Consider the following 15,512-nt stretch of genomic DNA (forward strand, 5'->3'; position numbering starts at 1 on the left):
CCCGGGCACGGATCCGGCCGCCAGCGCCATCCCCACCAACGAGGCGACGCAAGCCCAGAAGGAGCAGGGCTGGAACGCGCCGCAGACGACCGTCGCGCAGACGAGCAAGAAGGGCTGCGCGGAGGCCACCCTCACCTACCTGGAGCAGTCCAGCGCCGAGGAGGCCGCCCCGCTGACGCAGCAGGAGGCCCGCGAGAAGGTGCGCAACAAGGCGGACACGATTGCCTCGGGTGTGAGTGACCAGGTGGACGTGAACCTGGATGACGGCGCGACCCCGGCAGAGATGGGCGCCATGCTCGGCACCATGGGCATCAAGGTCACCAACGGCTTCGACGAGTGCAACACGGACGCGCTGAGCGGCGCGCTGAAGCACGGGCAGATGGCCCTGGCGATGGTGGACTCCAACGCGCTGCTCAACATGACGCTGGCGGAAGATGAACAGCTCCCGGAGAGCGGCGAGCTGCACTGGCTCACCATCGACGGCGTGAACCCGGGCCTGAGCGACAGCACGGACGACGACCTCTACCGCGTGCGCGACCCCATCAACGGCGCCTACTGGGTGCCGGCCAGCGACCTGAAGAAGAGCATCGAGCAGGCCCAGGCGCAGCACGGCAGCGGCGGCGTGATGACGGTGCAGAAGGACGGCACCGCGAAGACGGATGAACAGCGCCAGGCCCTGGCCCGCTCGAACCTGGAGCGCACCCAGCCCCTGGGCAAGGGCAACGGCGGCGCCAGCCGGCGCATGAGCGTGGGCGAGTCCAGCTAGGAACCCCTCCCGCGCAGCCCCTGCCTCACACCCCAACGCCTTCCCCTGCCTCGCGCCGGGGAAGGCGTTTTCACGTCCGGTGGGCTACAGCGGCTCGCCCCCCCAGCGTGACGGGACGGAGGCGGGTTCGGGGGGCTCAGGTGCCGTCGATGAGGCGGTTCGCCAGGTCCGGGCTGAACTGTCCTGCGGGCGTGCCCGGGGCGATGCCGCACTGGCCATCCGAGTCCCCCGGCGTCTTCACCCACAGGAGCATCTCCGCGCCGCCGCCCGTCTGGGACGTCACGCCCAGCTTGCGGCCACCGGGGTTGCACCACTCGCCGTTGGAGCCGTTGCCGTTGCGGCTGGTGTCGATGATGTACTGCCGCGTGTAGCCGTAGCGGCTGTTCAGCGCGGCGTTCACCGCGTTGCCGTACGTGGTGGACTGCGCGGTGGGATAGAAGTTGGAGACGTTGAGGGAGAAGCCGCGCACGTTGCGCACGCCCGCGGACTCCAGGCGCTGCGCCATGGTGTCGGCGGCGATCCAGCTCGCGTTGCCGCCGTCCAGGTACGTCCAGGTGTTGGGCGCGCGGTCGCGCAGCTGCTCGGAGGCGTAGCGGATGAGGCTCAGCCGCGTGGCGCGCTCCGTGTCGTTGGGCAGGCAGTCCAGCTGCGCGACGCCGTCCGGCTCCACGATGACCACCGCCGGGCGGTTGCCGATGGCCGTCGCGAAGGCGGAGATCCAGGTGCGGTACGCGTCCGCGCTGCCCGCCCCGCCGCCGGAGTGGCTGCCGCAGTCACGGCCCGGGATGTTGTAGGCCACCAGCACGGGCAGCTTGTCCGCCGCGTCCGCCGCGGCCACGAAGTTGGACACATCCTGGGCGATGTTGCCGTTCCAGTTGCCGAACCAGCGTGCCATCGGCTTCGAGGCGATGGACGCGTTGATGCGCGACGCGCGGCCGTCACCGCTGTTGTCGCGCACCCACACCGCGGGGTTGGAGTTGGGGTCCACGTAGAAGCCGCTCGTCATCGCCACCGGGCCGGAGCCGGTGCCGCTCTCCGTGGTGAGCGAGATGTCATCCAGCCGCACGGTGACGGCGCTGGCGCGGCCCCCCAGCTGGAACGTCACCTGTCCCTGGCCGGACGAGAACGACGACGTGAAGGGGAAGGAGAACCGGCGCGACGTGCCGTCCAGCGTGAAGGCCCGCGTGAGCGTGGCCGTGTACGGAGCCACCTCCTGCTGCACGGTTGTTTGCGCGGTGATGGGCGCGGTGGCGGTGGCGGTGAACGCGAGCGTGTAGGTCTTCCCGGCGGTGAGCGTCAGGCCGCTCTGTCCCACGATGGCGTCCCACGGGTTGGCCGTGTTCGCCGCCACGTCCACGCGCCACCTGCCGCTCTCCACGGACGACTGCGTGCTGGCGTTGTTCCACCACGGCGCCACCGAGCCGGAGCTGAAGGAGCCGTTGGTGAGCAGTTCGGTGAGCGCGGCCTCCTGCGCGGTGAGTGCAGGAGCGTCAGGAGTGACGGGCTCGGCCGGGCCACAGGCCGCGAGCGCGAACAGCGGGACGAACGACAGCGACAGCCGACGCACGGAACGAGGGGTACGCATGAAGGGAACTCCTCACCACGGGGGGAGCTCCCTTCTTGCGGCGGCCCAGTCCTGAATACAAGACTAAGCAGCTATTTCAGCTCTTGGCGGAATATTGCTGAAACAGTCACGCCAAGGGGCCAGCCATGACATCGCGGGCATGTACACCCCGGATCCACGGCCCTAACCTGGCGCTCCCTCGACCTGGACAGGGAGCCCATGACGAAGGCTGTCTTCACCACCTCGGAAGGCTCGGCGTATGACGACCAGCCCGAGGTGCGTTACCACTTCCCGCGCACCTATCTGCGGCAGGTGGAGGCCGCCGTCGGGGAGTTCATCGTCTACTACGAGCCCCGCAGGGCCAGTGGACCGACGAGCTCGAACGGGCGGCAGGCGTACTTCGCCGTCGCGAAGGTCCGCAGCGTGGAAGAGGACAAGACGCAGCCCGGTCACTTCTACGCGCTCATCGAGGACTTCCTCGAGTTCGACCACGCCGTGCCCTTCCGGGAAGGTGACCTCTACTACGAGGAGGCCCTGCGCAAGGCGGATGGCAGCACGAACAAGGGCGCGTTCGGCCGGGCCGTCCGGCCCCTGGGGGACTCGGAGTTCGAGCTCATCACGCGCCTGGGTTTCCGCCGGGACTACGCCCCATGGGAGCTGCCCGTCACGGGTGTCGCGGAGCCGCCTCCCGTCTACCCGGAGCGTCCGCTGGAACAACTGGTCGTCTCACGTCCCTTCCGGGACGACGCCTTCCGGCACAACGTGCGCCGCGCCTACTCCCAGACCTGCGCCATCTCCGGCTTGAAGCTCATCAATGGCGGTGGACGGCCGGAGGTCCAGGCGGCGCACATCCAGCCCGTGGCCTCCCACGGCCCCGACTCCGTCCGCAACGGACTGGCCCTCACGGGCACCGTGCATTGGATGTTCGACCGGGGCCTCATCTCCATCGACGACGACCACCGCGTCCTGCTGGCGACCCGCGGCGTGCCCGAGGACCTGGGCCGGCTCGTCCAGCCCCACCGCCAGCTGCGGCTGCCGGAGCGCCCCGAGTGGCGGCCCCACCCCAGCTATCTGAGGTGGCACCGCGAGCACGTCTTCAAGGGCTGACAGCAAGCCTCACGGCCCCTGCGGGCCGGGGCTGGCGTTGCCGCCGTCGGTGACGTAGCGCCACTGTCCATCGGCCTGCCGGCGCCAGACGGTGAGGTACTTCACGTGGTCCACCTCCGGCTGGCCCTGCTCGTTCTTGCCCGTGGAGATGGCGCGGCCCACCGTGTACGCGAGGTCGCCAGAGCCCGCCGCGTCCCCCAACACCGGCTCCCAGCGCAGGTCGATGGCCTCCAGCGTGAACGGCGCGTACGCCTTCGCGATGGCGTCATGGCCGAAGATGCCGGCGGATCCGAGCGGCATCACCGCGTCCTGCGCGGCCCAGGCGGCGAAGGCCTTGCCCATGCCCTCCGTGACGGACATGGCGGAGAACGCGCTGTCCGCGGCCTTCGCCTCCTCCAGCACCTTCGCGGGCGGAAGCGCGCGCGGCTCCGGCGCCGGCTGCGTGGACGAAGGCGCGAAGCCCGCGGGCGGCGTCATCGGCGTCTTGGCGGCGTTGAGCACCGCCACCGCCACGCGCCACTGCCCGTCCGGCTGGCGCTTCCACGCGGTGATGTAGCGCGCGGTCGGCCGCACCGACGTGCCTCCCGACTCCACGGACACGTTGCCCACCGCGTACCCCAGCGTCCCGTCCGCGCTGACGTCCCAGCGCACGGGCGCCCAGCGCACCTTGCCCTCCGCCTCCAACGGATGCGCGGCCAGCCACGCGCGGATGGCCTCCCTGCCCTTCGGCGCGTACGTGCCGTCCACCAGCAGCACCGCGTCGTCCGCGACGAAGTCCGCGAACGCCTGCGCCGAGCCGGCCTTCTCCGCCGCGTCCGACATGGCCTGGTCCGCCGCACGCAGCCCCGCACGCTGGTCCTCCAGCGACTGCCGCGCCATCACGGCCTCCGCGCCCGGCCCGGAGGCCTTCGCCCCACCACACCCCAGGGTCCCCAACGCCGCGACGACGAGCGCGCCCGCGAACATCCGTTTCATGTGCTGACTTCCTTTCCTGGAAGAGGCCTGGAGCATGCCAGACCCCGCCCGGCTCCAGGAGGGCGGAATGCCGCGCCCCGCCATCAATGACATACAGCGACATCGCAGCGCGTAAGAGCCTTCACCCCACACCAACTCCAACCACCAAGACATGGGCAATTATTGACCCATTGATTTCCCACTCTTCTAGATTTTATATTTTCTCCGCTTCACGACAGTGAATGCACCCCCATCCGAAAGGATATACACCATGAAGAAGATCCTCGATCTGCAGAAGCTGGCTGCTCCGGACACCACCGCGGTTGCCGACAGCACCAGCAGCGTGATGTGTATCGCCGTCGGCGGTGGCAACAGCGGCTGCAGCGTCGGCTGCTAGTCCTGCCTTCGCAGTGCTGAAGCCGGGAGGGGCCGGCACTCCGGCCCCTCCTGTTTTCCGGCCACGGCGCGTAGGAGCCCCCATGGAAGAGATCTCCCCTTACACGCTGTCGGATCCGGACTACTTCGAAACGCTGGGCCGCTTTCCTGTCAGCGAGCAATACGCATCGCTCCTGAAGCAACTGCTGCCCTCCGACTGGACGGCGAGCCGGTTTGACGTCTTCCTCCAGGCGAAGTCGGAGCGCACGGTCCTCCAGCCCCAGGGCTTCAAGATCCACATCTCCTCGCCAGTGGCGGAGGCAGAGACCATCCTGCGCCGCGTCGTGCCGGAGTGTGCCCGCCGGGAGGTGATGTTCAAGATCGTCGCGGCCCCCATGCTGCTACGCTTCCAGAACTCCAAACGCTATTCCCGGGGTGGGTCGGGCAAGTTCATCACCATCTATCCCAAGGATGAGCAGACCTTCCGCGACCTCATCGAAGCGCTCCACCAGGCCACCCAGGGCCTCGTCGGTCCGTATGTTCTTTCAGACAAGCGCTACCGCGACAGCAAGGTCGTCTTCTACCGGTACGGCGGCTTCCAGCGCATGTACAACCTGCGCATCGACGGCATGCGCGACCTGATGGTGCGCAAGCCGGACGGCGCCTGGGTCAATGACTTGCGCCTGCCCTACTTCGAACTGCCGGACTGGGTCCAGGACCCCTTCGAGACCCCGGAAGAGGCGGACGCCAAGGAGGAGTCCGGGCTGCTCAACAACCGCTACGCGGTCCAGGAGGCGCTGGCCTTCACCAACACGGGCGGCGTCTACAAGGCATTGGACCAGCGCACCGGCCACCTGGTGGCGCTCAAGGAGGCGCGGCCCCACACGGAGACCTGGCTGGGCGCGGAACGCACCGTGGACGCAACCCTGGCGCTCCGGCAGGAGTACGACATCCTGCGGCGGCTCGAGGGCCTGCCGTGTGTCCCCCAACCGGTCGAATTGTTCGAGGAGTGGGAGCACTCGTTCCTGGCCGTCAGCTTCTTCGAGGGCATCCCCCTGGCGAAGCTCCGGGCCCAGGACGACTTCATCATCATGACGTACATGGAGGACGCCGCCCGCGTCGTCCGCTTCTGCGTGGAGTGGAGGGACATCGCGCTGCGGCTCTTCGACGCGCTGGCGGCCATCCATGACCGAGGCGTGCTCGTGGGGGACCTGTCTCCGGGCAACGTCCTCATCCACCGGCCCACGGGGGCGCTGGGGTTCATCGACTTCGAAGGCGCGTTGATCCGCGGCGGCCACTCGCCGTTCTCCGCCCAGTGGTTCAACCCCGGCTTCCGCCGGCCCGAGCGCCGCACGGCGCGCTCGCTGGAGCCCGAGGACGACTACTACGCGGCGGGGATGCTGCTCTACAACCTCATCTGCCCCGTCCAGAACCTGTTCGAGCTGGACAAGTCCCACCCGCTCTTCCGGTTCCTGGACCACTTCATCGAAGCGGGACTGCCTCCGCAGACCCGCACCCTCATCCAGCTGCTGGTGGAGGGCCGCTTCGACGACGCCCGCCAGTTCGCCCTCGCCTGGAACCCGGCCGCCTAGGGCGCCCCCACCACCGCTCCCACCCTCGAGGAACGCCCTCATGAGCACCCTCACCGCTCGCGCTCCGCAGGACGAAGTCCTCCCTCAGGCCACCCCCGAGGCGGACCCGCTGCACCGCGCCCTCCAGGACCTGGCGAGGGACATGCTCGCGACCCTGGACACGACGCGCTCGGACCGGCTCTTCGCCCAGGACGCCATGGGGTTCCAGACGAACCCGCTCAACCTGGCGTATGGCGCCTGTGGCCCCGCGCTCTTCCTGCACTCCGTCCTGGGGGAGCTGCCCCCCCAGGTGCGGGACTGGATGGCGGCCCAGCCCGTCGACCTGGGCAATTATCCGCCGGGCCTCTACTCCGGCCTGGCCGGTATCGCCTGGACCTTCGCGGAGGTCGGTCTGCTCGAGCGCGGCCGGGAGCTGTTCGCGATGGCGATGCAGTCGCCGCTGGCCCTGCGCGCCGTCGACATGTTCGACGGCGCGGCGGGCTGGGGCATGGCCGCGCTGGCGCTCCACCTGCGCACCCGGGACGCGAGCTACCTGGAGCACGCCGTCCGTGCGGGGCAATACCTGCTGAAGCGGGCGGAGCGCTCCGCCCACGGGGTGTCCTGGCGCAATGACTTCGACGGCGCCGTCCGGCTGGGGTTCGGTCTGGGCAACAGCGGCGCGGCCTTCTTCCTCCTGTCGCTCTGGCGGGCGACCGGCGAACGGGAGTACCTGGACACCGCCCGCGAGGGCCTCGCGTTCGACGTCGCCCATGCGCAGCCCCAGGGGGACAACCTCGTCTGGGGGACGACCGCCGGGGCCGAGGGCCACCGGCCCTACTGGCTGCGCGGCGGCGCGGGGGTGACCTCCACCCTCATCCGCTTCTTTCAGGTCCTCCAGGACGAGCACTACCTCCACCTGGCCCGCCGCGGCGCCCGGCCCTGTGGCGCCTTCTTCTCCGCTGCCCCCCACCTCTTCGAGGGCCTCGCCTCCATGGGGGAGACCCTGCTGGACATGCACGTGGTGACGGGCGAGCGGCACTACCTGGACCTGGCGCGGCAGAAGGCCGAGCAGTGCCTGCTGTACCGCATCGAGCGCCCCCAGGGCCTGGCCTTCCCCGGCCGCTACCTCATGCGCATCAGCCACGACTACGGCGTGGGGGGCGCGGGCATCGGGCTGTTCCTGCACCGCGTGCTCACGCTCCAGCCCCGGAAGTTCCACGACCTCCCCCTGGCCACCCCCCGCCTGGACTGAACACCCTTCGGGTGTTTTCACGCGATCCAGAACCACCGCGTTTCTACAATCATAAGGGATTTTCTTTCTCATCTTGAAAGGAGTCCCTCGATGGACGGACGTAACGGAAGGACCGGTGGCGCCCGGCTGCTGCCGCTGACGGCGCTGCTGCTGGCCACCGGGTGTGAGCCGCGCACCGCGACACCTCCTGCGCCGGAAGGCCCCACCACGTCGGTGAAGAAGTTGGGGGCGGGCAGCCTCTCCGCCACCGTGCGCAGGACGGCGCACGGCATCCCCCACGTGCTGGCGGATGACTTCGCGGGCGTGGGCTACGGCTATGGCTACGCGTTCGCTCAGGACAACTTCTGCGCGCTGATGGACGCGCTGGTGACGGTGAACGCCGAGCGCTCGCGCTACTTCGGGCCGGACGGCACGTACCTGGCCGCGCTGGGCAGCCAGTACAACAACCTGAAGAGCGACTTCTTCTACCAGGCCATCAACGACGACGGCACGGTGGAGGCGCTCCTGGCGAAGCCGCCGCCCCTGGGCCCGTCCCAGGACGTGCGCGAGCTGGTGCGCGGCTACACGGCGGGCATCAACCGCTACCTGACGGAGACCGGCGTGGACGGGCTGCCGGATCCGCGCTGCAAGGGCGCGGCCTGGGTGCGCCCCATCACCGAGCGCGACCTGTACCGGCGCTACTACCAGCTCAGCCTCTTCGCCAGCTCGCTCTTCTTCCTGGACGCGCTGGTGGACGCGAAGCCCCCGTCCCTCCTGCCGGACGGCACGCTGCCCCTGCCGCTGCCCGCGCCCGCCACGCTGGACCGCAAGGTGTTCCCCAGCTCGGAGACGCTGGGCCTGGGCAGCAACGCCTTCGGCCTGGGCACCCAGGCCACGCGCAACGGCAAGGGCATGCTGCTGGCCAACCCGCACTTCCCCTGGGAAGGCTCGGAGCGCTTCTACGAGGCCCACCTCACGGTGCCGGGCAAGCTCAACGTCTCCGGCGTGAGCCTGCTGGGCGTGCCCGCCATCCTCATCGGCCACAACGAGACGCTGGCCTGGAGCCACACCGTCTCCACCGCGTACCGCTTCACCCCCTTCGAGCTGAAGCTCATCCCGGGCTTCCCCACGAAGTACCTGTACGACGGCCAGATTCGCGACATGACCACCCGCACCGTCACGGTGCAGGCGAAGGCGGCGGACGGCTCGCTCACGCCGCGTCAGCACACCTTCTACCGTTCGCACCTGGGCCCGATGATGGAGTACCCGTCCGGCCTGATGACGTGGAACGGCCTCACCGGCTACGCGTTCCATGACGCCAACGCGTCCAACCTGCGCCTGCTGGACGCGTTCTTCGCCATGGACCGCGCGGCGAACGTGGACGAGCTGCGCACGGCGCAGGCCACCTGGCAGGGCATCCCCTGGGTGAACACCATCGCCACGGACGCACAGGGCCGCGCGTACTACGCGGACATGAGCGTGGTGCCGCACGTCACCGACGCGAAGCTCGCGCGCTGCGTGCTGTCCCCCATCCCGCTGCTGGTGCTCGCGAGCGCGGGGCTGCCGGTGCTGGACGGCTCGCGCTCCGACTGCGCGTTGGGCAGCGACGCGGACGCGGTGGAGCCGGGCATCTTCGGCCCGGGCAGCCTGCCGCACCTCACCCGCGCCGACTACGTCACCAACTCCAACGACAGCTACTGGCTGCCCAACCCCGCCCAGCCGCTCACCGGCTTCCCGCGCATCCTGGGCGGTGAGAAGAACGTGCGCAGCCTGCGCACCCGCCTGGGCCTGAAGATGGTGCAGGGCCGGCTCGCGGGCACGGACGGCCTGGAGGGCCAGGGCTTCACGCTGGAGCAGCTCCAGACGGTGATGTTCAACAACCGCAACTACTCCGGCGAGCTGCTGCGCGACGCCGCGGTGGCGCTGTGCCGCCGCACGCCCTTCGTGCTGATGCCGGACCTCACCTTCGAGGACCTGCGCCCCGCCTGCCCCGTGCTGGCCGCGTGGGACCTGAAGGGCGACCTGGACAGCCGGGGCGAGCTGCTCTGGCGCGTGTTCCTCTTCACCGCGGTGGGTGCCACGGGCGGGCCGTACCTGGTGCCCTTCAACGCGAACGACCCGGTCAACACGCCGCGCACGCTCAACACGCTGAACCCGCAGGTGGCCCAGGCGCTGGGCACCGCCATCCGCACGCTGCGCGAGCGCGGCATCGCCCTGGATGCGACGACGGGCTCCGTGCAGGGCAAGCGCAAGAACGGCATCTTCTACCCGGTGCACGGCTGCGCCCACGACGAGGGCTGCTTCAACCAGATCGCCAACCAGCTGGCGCCGGACGGCACGTATGAGCCCGTCCTGGGCTCCAGCTTCGTCATGGCCGTGTCCTTCACGGACGCGGGCCCCGTGGCGAAGTCCGTGCTCACCTACTCCCAGTCCACCAACCCGGCCTCGCCCTGGTTCGCGGACCAGACGGCCATGTTCTCCCAGAAGCAGTGGGTGGACCGTCGCTACACGGAGGCGGAGATCGCCGCGGACCCGGCGCTGACCGTCACGCACCTCCAGGAGTAGTCAAAGCCAGACAGCAGGGCCCAGGCGGCCCGGTGTCCCTCCACCACACAGGAGGGGCGCCGGGCCGCGGTGCTTTGGGGATGAGAACACTTTCCAAGGCCTCAAGAATCCCGAATCATTGCACTTGATAAGGATTGCCAGACCCATCCCAGGAAGGCACAGTTCACTCAGGGTGAAACAATGATTTCCCTTCAGGCGGCGCACTCCCGCGCCCCTCGCCGGGATTTCCACCCGAGGAGCCCCCGTGAAGATGCTTCGTTGGAGTGCGGCGGCGCTGGCGCTGTTCGCCGTGGCCTGCGGCCCCGTGGAGGAGCAGCCGCTGTCGCCCGAGCCCGTGGCGATGGAGACGCTGGAGACGCAGGAGGCGGCGCTGGCGACCCGGACCTGTACGAACAGCCTGGGATGCCGGGAGGCCTGTACCTGCCAGGGCGGTTACTGCGTGCCGGACGGGTTCGGCCCGCCGCCGCCCGAGGGCCACTGTGACCAGGCGCCCGTGCGCACGTGCAACACGGGTTCGGACTGCGCGTCCGGCTGCAACTGCGTGGGCAACGTCTGCGTCAATGACGGCTTCAGCCCGCCCGCCAACTGCCTGCTGGCGCCTCCGGATTCCTACGAGAGCGACAACACGCACACCTCCGCGTCCTCGTACCTGGGCACGCCGCAGCTCAACCACTCCTTCCACCGTCAGAACGACGTGGACTGGGTGCTGGTGGCCACGCCCATCAACCAGGTGATGACGGTGGAGACATACAACCTGCGCAACGGCCCGTGGATGCGCATCGACATCTACGCGTACAACTACGCCACCCGCACGCTGGGCGCGCTCGTGGGCAGCACGTCGAGCACCATCTGCTCGCAGATCATCCCGTCCTGCTTCATCTACCGCGCGACGGCGAACGTCGTGGCGAATGGCGTCTACGCGGTGAAGATTACCGACACGCGCAACCGGCCGGCGGGGTCCGACTACACGCCCACCGCGAAGTACGACCTGAAGATGTACTGAGCCCTCAGGGGTCTTTTCAGTCGCGGGACGGCAGGTCGTCCGCCGTCCCGTCGATGATGCGCTTCGCGATGGCGAAGGAGAAGCCCGCGCGGGCGAGCGCCGCCAGGTCCTTCTTGCGGTTCTCCTCGCGCGTGCTCGGGTCGCGCCGGTAGGGGCCCAGCCGCTTCTTGCGCGCCCAGATGCGGGCGGCGGCGTCTTCCGGCACGTCCTGGGTGGCCTCCGCCAGCTTCTCCTGCACCAGCTCCGGCGCCACGCCCTTCATGCGCAGCTTCTGGGTGATGACGCGCGCGCTGCGGCCGGACGCGCGCAGCGAGTGCACGCGCGTCTCCGCGTAGGTCCGGTCATTGATGAGGCCGTTGCGGATGAGCTTCTCCGCCAGCGCGTCCACCCAGCCCACGGCCTCCGCGCGGTCGGTGCCGTGGAACTTCACGGAGCGGTCCACCCTGCGCATCATCACGCGCTTGAGCTGGCTCACCGTGGCCGCGTACCGCTTGAGGTAGTGCAGCGCCGCGTTCTCCAGATAGCGCGGCGACACCTTCCGGGGAGGCTTTGGCTTGCGAGGCTCCCGGCGGCGTTCCGGGTCCCTGTCGGTGGGATCATCCATGGCGGGACAGCTCTACCACCGGGGTCCGACCCTTGGGGCCGCGCCCGCCGCTCCTCCGGGTAGCCCGCCCGGGGCCCGGCTGCCCGGTGGCCCGCCGTGCCGGAGGTTCGCCCCGGGTGTCAGGGGACTGGCGCTGCTCCCGCGCGTAATGCGTGGGTGGCAGTCCGACGTGACGGGTGAAGGCCACGCTGAAGGTGCTCGCGGAGCTGTAGCCGACCTGCTCCGCGACCTCGGCGACGGTGGCCTCCTGCTTGCGCCGCAGCAGGTCCTTCGCCAGGGCCATGCGCCAGCCGAGCAGGTACTCCATCGGGGCCACGCCCAGCGCGCGATTGAAGCGCTCGAAGAACGCCGAGCGGGACAGCGCGGCCTCCTTCGCCAGCTGGGCCACGGTCCACGCCTGGGTCGGGCGCTCGTGCATCCGGCGGATGGCCACCGCCAGTCGCTCGTCGGAGAGCCCGCGCAGGAGGCCCGGCGACGCCGCGATGCCGGCCGTGGAGCGGAGCGCCTCGATGAGCAGCACCTCCATGAGGCGAGCGAGGATGACCTCGCGCGCGGGCCGCCGTTCGCGCGACTCGTCCTTCAAGAGCTCCACGAGGGTGGTGAGCCGCTGCTCGCCGCGAACGTGCACGAACTGGGGCAGGAGCGAGACGAGCAGGCTCGCGTCCGGGGAGGCGAAGGTGCAGTACCCCACCAGCAGCCGGACATCCGGCGGGCCGTGGTGAATGCCGTTCCTGATTTCACCATCGGGCAACACGATGCGCGGCGTCTCCTGCTTTCCCTTGGGCGGCTCGATGCTCGTCGTCATGAAGTCGAACGCCGCGGGGATCAAGACGAAGTCCCCCTTCTCGAGGATGACCGGCTCGCGCCCGTCGACGGCGAGGCGGCTCCTCCCCATGAGGACCGCGCAGTAGAAGGGCCGCCCATTCTCCGCTCGCCGTACCCTCCACCTGCCCGCGCCGCTGACGAGCTTCGAGAATGGAGCGCCCGGCTGGAGCAGCGAGACCACTTCCGCGAGGGGATCGACCATGACCGGACTCCTGCGAATGAAATCTGGACTCCCTGTTGTAGCACGTCCGGTTCCGGGTCCGTATATCCGTCACCGAAGCCACCACCGCCAAGGAGACGCCATGAAGACGATCCTGATCACTGGATGCTCGACCGGATTCGGACTCGACACCGCCCGCTACTTCCTCGAGCGCGGCTGGAAGGTCATCGCCACGATGCGCAAGCCGCGCGAGGACGTGCTGCCCCGCTCGGAGCACCTGCGCGTGCTCCCGCTCGACGTCACCGACCCGGCGAGCATCCGCGCGCTGGTGGAGGCCGCCGGCCCCGTCGACGTACTGGTCAACAACGCGGGCGTCGGCCTGATGGGCGTCTTCGAAGGCACCTCGATGGAGACGATCCGCGGCACCTTCGAAACGAACACGTTCGGCGCAATGGCCGTGACCCAGGCCTTCCTGCCCGGGTTCCGGCAGCAGAAGTCGGGGGTCATCGTGAACGTCTCGTCGGGCACGACGCTGAAGCCGCTCCCGCTGCTCGCCGTGTACAGCGCGAGCAAGGCGGCGCTCAACGCGTTCACCGAATCGCTCGCGCTGGAGCTCCAGCCCTTCGGCGTGCGGGTGAGCCTGGTGATTCCGGGACGGTCTCCGGAGACGCCCTTCTCCCAGAACGCCCAGGCCCGGATGCAGGACCAGGGCGTCTCCGTCCCCGAGGCGTACTCCGGCTTCGTGCGGAGCATCTTCGAGCAGAGGACGGCGCATGCCTCGGGGCCGGTCACCCGGTCGATTGACGTGGTGGAAGCCATCTGGCGCGCGGTGAACGACCCGTCCTCCCCGCTCCGCCTGCCCGCGGGCGCGGACGCCGTGGAGATGGCCCGGTCGAACTGAGCCCGAGAGGGCCGTGGCTTGCTCATGCTCCCGTCTTCCCCCAATAGTGCCTGACAACTGCCAGGGCAGAGCGACGGAGGAGCATGACGCAGCAGCCGAGGATATCGGGCCTGCGGTCGCCGCGGAATCGAGGTCGGCGCAGCGGGTTCTTCCAAGCCAGCGTGCGCTCCACCACGCAGCGGTTCGCGCCCCAGACGCACCCATCTCGAAATTCTTGATTTAATATTTCAACTGGTTTTGAAGCGACCTCCAGTCCACCTGTCCTCAGAGTCATAAAACGATAGCCTTCTCTCGCCTGAGCGCTGGCCATTGACTATCCGTTGACTTCCATTCACTCTAGGACACACGTAATCGTGTTCCTCATTAGGGAGGGAATTGAGTGACGACGATCTCACGTCTCGTGCTGCTGGCTGTGTCGTCCTTTTCGACCCTGGCAACTTCGCAGGAACTCCAGCGCGATCTGGCGGCGTCCCCAGGCACGACTGTCGCAGAGCAAGTGGCTTCGCCGGAGCCGAATCCAACGCCCATAAGTGTCAAGGTCGTGGAACTCCCCACTACTCCGCCCCAACCGACAACACTGACCATTGACAATCTCAAGTCCGGAAAACTGATTGAGTACGGATTCTCAATTGGCGCAGGATATGCCGTCCACGTCCCACTCAAAGGACTGACGGAATATGCAGCGCAAGATACCACATCGTCATTCATGCCTTACGTGGTCGGCTATCCATTCTTGTTTCTAGCGAAATCGGGCCCGGAGACCCGAGCATATTGCGCTGCCGTTTGGAGCCTTTCTTCGAGAGATGTAGCCAGAGCGAGAGCAGATAGAATGGCGAAGGACCGCACCAAGAAAGAGCTTGAACGGGAGCAAGTAAGCGACGACGAAGTCGCTGAAGAGACAGGCTGGAGGCTTGGTGGCGATGCGGTGTGCGGGTATCGGCTGATCGGGGTGTACTTGGGGAAACCTTCCAGCATCAGCCCCACCATTCGACCCGACACCAATTTGACAGACGGCACACCGAGCGCAACATCAATTATATCCACAGGCTTGGCCTACTCTCCAAACATTGCAATATCCATCCTGGGCGGAATGAGTCTCTGGCGATTCTCGGCAGACCCTGCCTCCATTCCCAACACAGATGTTCCCCCCAATAGAAATCGAAGTTTCTGGACCTTCACGCTTGCGCTTGGCGGAAATACCGATGTGTTTTCTGCGCTACTAAAATAAACAGTGCCGCGCGAACGGCGAACACCCTGTCTTACGCGTGCATCCAACGCATGCATTTCCTGAGGCGGTTCCACTCGCGAGCCAACGAACTGCTCGCGATGGCCTGTAGCGACGGACGACGCTCGTCGCGTTTCTCAACGGGTGCTTTTGGCAAGGAGGAGGCAGCGGCGGCGCGCCACGCGTTGCCAGAAGGCGTCGGGAACGAGTTCGCGGACCATGCCCTACAAGCTGGAGCTGGCCCTTGCAGCTTGCCCACCCCGCTCCGCAATTTCGTTAGGCGCTGTAAGAACGGAGGCATGCGCTCCTCGCTCGCGGTCTCTTCCCGGCGGTTCTGCTGTCTCACCATGACGTTCCTGGGTGGAGCGTCCGCTTGGGCGAAGGACGACCTGCGTCCCGCCCACCAGCGGTTCACCAAACCGGAGCAGGTGCGCGAGTGGCAGCAGTTCTGCCGGAAGACGTCGGACTTCGACCTCAAGGCCGGCCCTGACGCGCTCAACACCTACCTGGTCTCCCTGGGCAAGGAAGGCTGGGAGCTGGTGCTGGTGGATACCCAGGTCGGGATGGTGTGCTTCAAGCGCCCCGCCTCCTGAAGTCCCGTGTCGATCCGCCGCGCGGCCATTCGTCGCGCGGCTGGACCCACTCCCCACAACCCCAGGAG

At 68.2% G+C, this 15,512-nt stretch carries 14 protein-coding genes; 10 read left to right on the forward strand and 4 right to left on the reverse strand.

Translation table 11 applies throughout. The features are described 5' to 3' along the window. The coding region (locus D7V80_RS41975) for a hypothetical protein (RefSeq protein ID WP_120592182.1) at window positions 1-766 on the forward strand (766 nt) is incomplete at its 5' end. 136 nt (window positions 767-902) lie between these two features. Here D7V80_RS41975 and D7V80_RS34765 read toward each other — a convergent pair. Then, window positions 903-2,351 (reverse strand): glycoside hydrolase family 6 protein, encoded by a 1,449-nt coding sequence (locus D7V80_RS34765; protein WP_120592183.1) that lies wholly within the window; start codon window positions 2,349-2,351, stop codon window positions 903-905. A 198-nt stretch (window positions 2,352-2,549) separates the two neighbouring features. Between D7V80_RS34765 and D7V80_RS34770 the strand changes: the two genes are divergently transcribed. Then, complete coding sequence (locus D7V80_RS34770) at window positions 2,550-3,437, forward strand: HNH endonuclease (protein ID WP_120592184.1); 888 nt, start codon at window positions 2,550-2,552, stop codon at window positions 3,435-3,437. A gap of 9 nt (window positions 3,438-3,446) precedes the next feature. On the opposite strand, the gene D7V80_RS34775 is transcribed toward D7V80_RS34770, so the two are convergent. Then, window positions 3,447-4,412 (reverse strand): DUF4440 domain-containing protein, encoded by a 966-nt coding sequence (locus tag D7V80_RS34775; protein WP_158616747.1) that lies wholly within the window; start codon window positions 4,410-4,412, stop codon window positions 3,447-3,449. Window positions 4,413-4,662: 250 nt separating this feature from the next. Between D7V80_RS34775 and D7V80_RS43535 the strand changes: the two genes are divergently transcribed. The 5 genes from D7V80_RS43535 to D7V80_RS34795 all read left to right on the forward strand — a co-directional run bounded on the left by D7V80_RS43535 (window position 4,663) and on the right by D7V80_RS34795 (window position 11,136). Beyond that, a complete protein-coding gene (locus D7V80_RS43535; protein WP_255417675.1) occupies window positions 4,663-4,788 on the forward strand; it encodes a hypothetical protein in 126 nt (41 codons plus the stop codon). A gap of 82 nt (window positions 4,789-4,870) precedes the next feature. Next, window positions 4,871-6,358 (forward strand): hypothetical protein, encoded by a 1,488-nt coding sequence (locus D7V80_RS34780; RefSeq protein WP_120592186.1) that lies wholly within the window; start codon window positions 4,871-4,873, stop codon window positions 6,356-6,358. Between the two features lie 40 nt (window positions 6,359-6,398). Then, window positions 6,399-7,589: a lanthionine synthetase C family protein gene (locus tag D7V80_RS34785; RefSeq protein ID WP_120592187.1), complete on the forward strand. Its 1,191-nt coding sequence runs from the start codon at window positions 6,399-6,401 to the stop codon at window positions 7,587-7,589. A 90-nt stretch (window positions 7,590-7,679) separates the two neighbouring features. After that, window positions 7,680-10,133, forward strand: coding sequence for an acylase (locus D7V80_RS34790; RefSeq protein ID WP_120592188.1), 2,454 nt, complete (start codon window positions 7,680-7,682; stop codon window positions 10,131-10,133). A gap of 244 nt (window positions 10,134-10,377) precedes the next feature. Next, the gene (locus D7V80_RS34795) at window positions 10,378-11,136 is read left to right on the forward strand and encodes a hypothetical protein (RefSeq protein ID WP_120592189.1); all 759 of its coding nucleotides are present in this window, start codon (window positions 10,378-10,380) and stop codon (window positions 11,134-11,136) included. A gap of 16 nt (window positions 11,137-11,152) precedes the next feature. On the opposite strand, the gene D7V80_RS34800 is transcribed toward D7V80_RS34795, so the two are convergent. Together D7V80_RS34800 and D7V80_RS34805 are read right to left on the reverse strand one after the other, a co-directional pair. Further along, complete coding sequence (locus tag D7V80_RS34800; protein WP_120592190.1) at window positions 11,153-11,740, reverse strand: regulatory protein RecX; 588 nt, start codon at window positions 11,738-11,740, stop codon at window positions 11,153-11,155. Beyond that, a complete protein-coding gene (locus D7V80_RS34805) occupies window positions 11,733-12,767 on the reverse strand; it encodes an AraC family transcriptional regulator (RefSeq protein WP_120592191.1) in 1,035 nt (344 codons plus the stop codon). Before D7V80_RS34805 ends, D7V80_RS34800 begins: the two co-directional genes overlap by 8 nt. 100 nt (window positions 12,768-12,867) lie before the next feature. On the opposite strand from D7V80_RS34805, the gene D7V80_RS34810 reads away from it, so the two are divergent. From D7V80_RS34810 to D7V80_RS34815, 3 genes are all read left to right on the forward strand, one after another. Beyond that, window positions 12,868-13,626 (forward strand): SDR family oxidoreductase, encoded by a 759-nt coding sequence (locus D7V80_RS34810; RefSeq protein WP_120592192.1) that lies wholly within the window; start codon window positions 12,868-12,870, stop codon window positions 13,624-13,626. Window positions 13,627-14,005: 379 nt separating this feature from the next. Next, the gene (locus D7V80_RS41555; protein ID WP_147447311.1) at window positions 14,006-14,854 is read left to right on the forward strand and encodes a hypothetical protein; all 849 of its coding nucleotides are present in this window, start codon (window positions 14,006-14,008) and stop codon (window positions 14,852-14,854) included. A gap of 296 nt (window positions 14,855-15,150) precedes the next feature. Next, window positions 15,151-15,444 (forward strand): hypothetical protein, encoded by a 294-nt coding sequence (locus tag D7V80_RS34815; RefSeq protein WP_120592193.1) that lies wholly within the window; start codon window positions 15,151-15,153, stop codon window positions 15,442-15,444. Window positions 15,445-15,512: the final 68 nt, after the last annotated feature.

This window comes from Corallococcus sp. CA054B, from assembly GCF_003611625.1.
In the GTDB taxonomy this organism is placed as follows: domain Bacteria; phylum Myxococcota; class Myxococcia; order Myxococcales; family Myxococcaceae; genus Corallococcus; species Corallococcus coralloides.

Coding starts and splice junctions, on each gene's coding strand:
- D7V80_RS34765 (WP_120592183.1), bottom strand. CDS start 2,351: ATGCGTACCCCTCGTTCCGTGCGTCGGCTGTCGCTGTCGTTCGTCCCG.
- D7V80_RS34770 (WP_120592184.1), top strand. CDS start 2,550: ATGACGAAGGCTGTCTTCACCACCTCGGAAGGCTCGGCGTATGACGAC.
- D7V80_RS34775 (WP_158616747.1), bottom strand. CDS start 4,412: ATGAAACGGATGTTCGCGGGCGCGCTCGTCGTCGCGGCGTTGGGGACC.
- D7V80_RS43535 (WP_255417675.1), top strand. CDS start 4,663: ATGAAGAAGATCCTCGATCTGCAGAAGCTGGCTGCTCCGGACACCACC.
- D7V80_RS34780 (WP_120592186.1), top strand. CDS start 4,871: ATGGAAGAGATCTCCCCTTACACGCTGTCGGATCCGGACTACTTCGAA.
- D7V80_RS34785 (WP_120592187.1), top strand. CDS start 6,399: ATGAGCACCCTCACCGCTCGCGCTCCGCAGGACGAAGTCCTCCCTCAG.
- D7V80_RS34790 (WP_120592188.1), top strand. CDS start 7,680: ATGGACGGACGTAACGGAAGGACCGGTGGCGCCCGGCTGCTGCCGCTG.
- D7V80_RS34800 (WP_120592190.1), bottom strand. CDS start 11,740: ATGGATGATCCCACCGACAGGGACCCGGAACGCCGCCGGGAGCCTCGC.
- D7V80_RS34805 (WP_120592191.1), bottom strand. CDS start 12,767: ATGGTCGATCCCCTCGCGGAAGTGGTCTCGCTGCTCCAGCCGGGCGCT.
- D7V80_RS34810 (WP_120592192.1), top strand. CDS start 12,868: ATGAAGACGATCCTGATCACTGGATGCTCGACCGGATTCGGACTCGAC.
- D7V80_RS34815 (WP_120592193.1), top strand. CDS start 15,151: ATGCGCTCCTCGCTCGCGGTCTCTTCCCGGCGGTTCTGCTGTCTCACC.